The organism is Clostridia bacterium (assembly GCA_024653205.1).
Taxonomy (GTDB): domain Bacteria; phylum Bacillota; class DSM-521; order Neomoorellales; family SLTJ01; genus JANLFO01.
In genome coordinates this window covers 1-4,671 of sequence record JANLFO010000044.1, presented here as the reverse complement: position 1 = coordinate 4,671, position 4,671 = coordinate 1, and the positions used below count along the sequence as shown (strand labels likewise).

At 69.2% G+C, this 4,671-nt stretch carries 6 protein-coding genes and 1 pseudogene; all 7 read left to right on the top strand.

The window, feature by feature from the left end; translation table 11 throughout:
- Positions 1–167 precede the first annotated feature (167 nt).
- The 7 genes and pseudogenes from rplU to proB all read left to right on the top strand — a co-directional run bounded on the left by rplU (position 168) and on the right by proB (position 4,541).
- Positions 168–479 (top strand): 50S ribosomal protein L21, encoded by a 312-nt coding sequence (rplU, locus tag NUV99_12065; protein MCR4420823.1) that lies wholly within the window; start codon positions 168–170, stop codon positions 477–479.
- A gap of 4 nt (positions 480–483) precedes the next feature.
- Positions 484–840 carry a ribosomal-processing cysteine protease Prp gene (locus NUV99_12060; GenBank protein MCR4420822.1) on the top strand — a complete coding sequence of 119 codons (357 nt, stop codon included), beginning with the start codon at positions 484–486 and terminating at the stop codon, positions 838–840.
- A 2-nt stretch (positions 841–842) separates the two neighbouring features.
- Positions 843–1,118 (top strand): 50S ribosomal protein L27, encoded by a 276-nt coding sequence (rpmA, locus tag NUV99_12055; GenBank protein MCR4420821.1) that lies wholly within the window; start codon positions 843–845, stop codon positions 1,116–1,118.
- 49 nt (positions 1,119–1,167) lie between these two features.
- Complete coding sequence (locus tag NUV99_12050) at positions 1,168–1,698, top strand: TIGR00725 family protein (GenBank protein ID MCR4420820.1); 531 nt, start codon at positions 1,168–1,170, stop codon at positions 1,696–1,698.
- Between the two features lie 37 nt (positions 1,699–1,735).
- Complete coding sequence (locus tag NUV99_12045; protein ID MCR4420819.1) at positions 1,736–2,305, top strand: Spo0B domain-containing protein; 570 nt, start codon at positions 1,736–1,738, stop codon at positions 2,303–2,305.
- Positions 2,306–2,431: 126 nt separating this feature from the next.
- Positions 2,432–3,406, top strand: a pseudogene (obgE, locus tag NUV99_12040) (GTPase ObgE).
- Positions 3,407–3,422: 16 nt separating this feature from the next.
- Entirely contained in the window at positions 3,423–4,541 is a 1,119-nt protein-coding gene (gene proB, locus NUV99_12035) for a glutamate 5-kinase (protein MCR4420818.1), read from the top strand.
- Positions 4,542–4,671 lie beyond the last annotated feature (130 nt).

Here is a 4,671-nt window from a genome sequence, read left to right as displayed (position 1 = left end):
TGACAGTACGAACGGGGAGCACCCGGTACCGCCCGTGGGAAAGTGGGGATAACTCGGGGCTCGGCGAGCTTGACAAGCGCCGGGGGCTGTGTTAGAGTTCTGGCAGACTCTAAGCCAAGACGCAATCCGGAAAGGAGCGAGATACGGGGCCGAGGTCCCGGAAGAAGATGTACGCCATAATCGAAAGCGGAGGCAAACAGTACCGGGTGCGCGAGGGCGAGGTGCTGCGCCTGGAAAGGCTGGCGGCGGAAGAGGGGAGCACGGTGGCCGCCGGGCGGGTTCTGGCCGTAGGCCGGGGGGCAGAGCTGAGGATCGGCCAACCGGAGGTGGACGGCGTCCGGGTGTGGCTCAAGGTGCTCCGGCACGGCCGCGGCAGGAAGATACTGGTTTTCAAGTACAAGCCCAAGAAGAACTACCGCCGGCGCCGGGGTCACCGGCAGGACTTCACCGAGGTACGGGTGGAGAAGATCGAGGCCTAGGATCATGATCCGTGTTGACCTCTACTACCGCCGGGGCCGGCCGGTCGGCCTGGTAGTGAGGGGCCACGCGGGCTACGGACCGCACGGCCGGGACATCGTCTGCGCGGCGGTTTCCGCCCTGGCCCAGACCGCGGTCCTGGCGCTGGAGCGCTTGCTGGGCCTGAAGCCCCGGGTGCGGGTGGAGGACGGATACCTGGAATGTTTCCTTGCCGGCGGGGGCGAAGGTGACCCGCCGCCGGAAGCGGGACTGATCTTCGAGGTAGCCGCCCTGGGCCTGGCGGAGATACGGCGGGTTCACCCCGGGTACCTGGTAATACACCGTCGGGAGCAGACCGACCGGGACGAGCGGGGAGGTGAATAGACGTGAGATTCGATCTGCAGTTGTTCGCCCACAAGAAGGGTGTAGGCAGCTCGCGCAACGGTCGAGATAGCGAGGCCAAGCGTCTGGGTGTGAAGCGCTACGACGGGCAGTGGGTTCGGGCCGGGAATATACTGGTTCGGCAGCGCGGCACCAGGATCCACCCCGGGCAGAACGTGGGCCGGGGCAAGGACGATACCCTCTATGCCCTGGCAGACGGCTACGTGAAGTTCGAGCCCCTGGGCAGGGATAAGAAGAAAGTAAGCGTAGTCGGCGCCTAGTCGGTCCCGGCCTGAGGGCCGGGGCTTTTCCTTTCTGGGGGGAGGCCGGGTGCGGCCTTACATAGCCGTGATCGGCGCGGGGGAATGCGGGCCCGAGGAGGCCCGGCTGGCCTACGCCGTGGGCCGGGAACTGGCCCGGCGCCAGGCGGTGCTGGTGTGCGGGGGCCTGGGCGGAGTCATGGCCGCGGCGGCACGGGGAGCATCGGAGGCCGGGGGCACGGTGGTAGGAATCCTTCCCGGGCTGAGGCGGGAAGAGGGCAATCCGCACCTTACCGTGGCCCTCGCCACCGGTCTGGGAGAGGGCCGCAACCTGCTGGTAGTACGGGCGGGGGACGCGGTAATAGCCATCGGGGGCGGCTACGGCACCCTGTCCGAAATCGGGCTGGCCCTGCGGCTGGGCCGGCCGGTGGTGGGGCTCAACACCTGGGAGATTATGCGCCGGGGAGAAAGGGATCCCGGCATCATCCCCGCGCGTAACCCGGAAGAGGCGGTGGAGCTGGCCTGGCGGTACGTCGGGCAGCCGCGGAATCCGCATCTTCCCAGGGGCGGGAGGCCGGCGGCCGGCGCCGAAGCGGGTTAGGGGCCTGCCGGCAGGCACGAGGGGCGGGAGCCGTACAATGCAAGACGGTTTGGCGGCCACGGACGCGGCCGCGGGTCTCGAACTGCTGCGGCGGCAGCGTCATGATTTCTTGAACCACCTGCAGGTAATGTCCGGCCTTCTGCAGCTCGGCCGGGTGGACCAGGCCCTGGCCTACCTGCGCCGGGTGGCGAAGGAAGTGGAGGACCGGGGGGCTTTGCTGCGCCTGAGGCACCCCCGGCTGGCCCTGGCCTTGCTGCGTCTGGAGATGGAGGCCGAAGGGCGGCATTCCGAGGTGCGATTCGCGCTGGACGCCGAAGGGTTCGAGGCCGAGGTGGACGAGGATAAGCTGGTCGGCGTGGTGCGCGCCGTGGGAGAGCGGGTGATAGCGGCCCTACGGCCCGATCAGGAGGAGCTCTTGATAATCCGCCTGGAGGCGGGGGAGCGGCGGCTGCGGCTGACCTGGGAGGTGTACGGGCCGGGCGGCCGTCCGGACCGGGAGCTGCTGGGGGAGCTCCGGGGCCGGATAAGGGCCAGCGGGGCCGAGCTGAGATGGCTGGAGGGACCCGGCGCCTGGAAGCTGGAGCTGTCCTTCCCCACACCGGCCTAGAGCCTTCCCCCGCCCCGGCAGGGCCGGCTTCTCCGGCTGTCTGAGGTCTGCGGTTCCGCGCCCGGCAGGAGCGGGGGAGCGGGCGGCAGGGCGATCGGGCCGCCGGGCGGCAGGTGAGGAAAAGACGTGTTTTACGACCTGGCCAAGATAGTGGTCAAGGCCGGCGACGGCGGCAACGGCGTGGTGGCCTTTCGACGCGAGAAGTACGTGCCCCGGGGCGGGCCCAGCGGCGGGGACGGCGGGGACGGCGGGAGCGTCTATCTGGCAGCCGAAGCCGGCCTGCGCACCCTGGTGGATTTCAAGTATAAGGCCCATTACCGGGCGGGCCGCGGGGAACACGGTCGGGGCAAGGAGCAGCGGGGACGAAACGGCGAGGATCTCCACCTGCGGGTGCCGGTGGGCACGGTGGTCAGGGATGCCCGAACCGGCGAGGTCCTGGCCGATCTGACCGCGCCGGGCCAGACCGTGCTGGTGGCCCGGGGAGGCAAGGGCGGGCGCGGAAACGCCCGGCTGGCCACGCCCAAGGACCCGGCCCCACGGCGGGCGGAACCGGGCCGGCCCGGGGAAGAACGGTGGCTGGAGCTGGAGTTGAAGCTCCTGGCCGATGTGGGCCTGGTGGGGCTGCCCAACGCCGGCAAGTCCACCTTGCTGGCCGCCGTATCCAACGCCCGGCCCAGGATAGCCGACTATCCTTTCACCACCCTGCAGCCCCACCTCGGACTGGTGGGGGTGGAAGAGGGTGAGAGCTTCGTGATGGCCGACATTCCCGGGCTGATCGCCGGGGCCCATGCCGGCGCCGGCCTGGGGCACGAGTTTTTACGGCACGTAGAGCGCACCCGCATTCTGGTACAGGTAGTCGACGTGGGAAGCGACGCCGGCCTCCGGCCGGAGGAGGCTTTCGCCACCGTGGACCGGGAGCTGGCCCTTTACAACCCGCAGCTGGCCCGCCGGCCGCGGCTGATCGCCGCCAACAAGATCGACCTGCCGGGGGCCGGGGATAACCTCCGCCGCTTGCAGCAGGCGGTGGGGGACCGCTACGAAATCTTTCCTCTTTCGGCGGCCACAGGCGAGGGAGTGAGGCCCTTAATCTATCGTTTGGCCGCCTGGCTAAGGGACCATGACCGAGCAGCTGAGCAAGGCTAAGCGGCTGGTAGTGAAGGTCGGAACCAGTATACTGGCCTATTCGGACGGCCGGCTCAACCTCTTTCGCCTGGAGCGGCTGGTGCGGGAACTGGCGGCCGTGGCCAACGGCGGGCGGCAGGTGGTGCTGGTCACCTCGGGCGCGGTGGGAACGGGTATGGGCCGGCTGGGCTGGGCGAAGAAGCCCCAGACCCTGCCGGAAAAGCAGGCGGCGGCGGCCGTGGGCCAGGGCATCCTGATGCACATCTACGAGAAACTCTTCGGGGAATACGGCCAGGTGGTGGCCCAGGTGCTTCTCACCCGTCAGGACCTGGCCGACCGGGGCCGGTACCTTAACGCCCGGCACACCCTGCTCACGCTCCTGCAGTACCGGGTAATCCCCATCGTGAACGAGAACGACACCGTGGCGGTCGAGGAAATCCGCGTAGGAGACAACGACACCTTATCGGCCCTGGTAGCCGGCCTGGTGGACGCCGACCTCCTCCTGCTGCTGACCGACACGGACGGTCTCTACACGGCCAATCCCAAGGCCTGTACCCAGGCCCGGCGGCTGGAGGTAGTGTCCGAGATAACCCCGGAGATCGAAGAACTGGCCGGCGCCGGGACCTCTCCCCTGGGCACGGGAGGGGTGAGGACCAAGCTGGCCGCCGCGCACATGGCCATGAATTCGGGAATTTCCATGGTTATCGCCCACGGGGGCGAGGAGCGGGTGGTGGAGCGGGTGCTGGCCGGGGAGCCGGTGGGCACCCTGTTCCTGCCCCATCAGGCGCCCCTGGCCGGGCGCAAGCGCTGGATCGCCTACGGGCCGCCGGTACAGGGGCGGCTGTGGGTGGACGCCGGGGCGGCCGAGGCCCTGCTGCGCTCGGGCAAGAGCCTTCTGCCCGCGGGAGTGACCCGGGTGGAGGGCGATTTTGAGGCCGGGGCGGTGGTGGGCGTCTGCGACCCCCAGGGAAGGGAGATCGCGCGGGGCATCGTCAACTATCGAGCTCAGGAACTGGACCGGATCAAGGGGTGCCGTTCGGGGGACATCGCCCGGCTGCTGGGGCATAAGGATTACGACGAGGCCATCCACCGGGACAACCTTTGTTTGCTTTAAGGAACTTCCGTTGCGGTTAGCAGGCGGGCCCGGGTCTCGCCGAAGTACATTGGCACCTCGCCGGGAATCGAGCTTGGCGAGGGCGAGCGCGGAGGCGGGCCGGAGGCCACGGACGGCCGGAGCGGCGGGG

Coding starts and splice junctions, on each gene's coding strand:
- rplU (MCR4420823.1), top strand. CDS start 168: ATGTACGCCATAATCGAAAGCGGAGGCAAACAGTACCGGGTGCGCGAG.
- NUV99_12060 (MCR4420822.1), top strand. CDS start 484: ATGATCCGTGTTGACCTCTACTACCGCCGGGGCCGGCCGGTCGGCCTG.
- NUV99_12045 (MCR4420819.1), top strand. CDS start 1,736: ATGCAAGACGGTTTGGCGGCCACGGACGCGGCCGCGGGTCTCGAACTG.
- proB (MCR4420818.1), top strand. CDS start 3,423: ATGACCGAGCAGCTGAGCAAGGCTAAGCGGCTGGTAGTGAAGGTCGGA.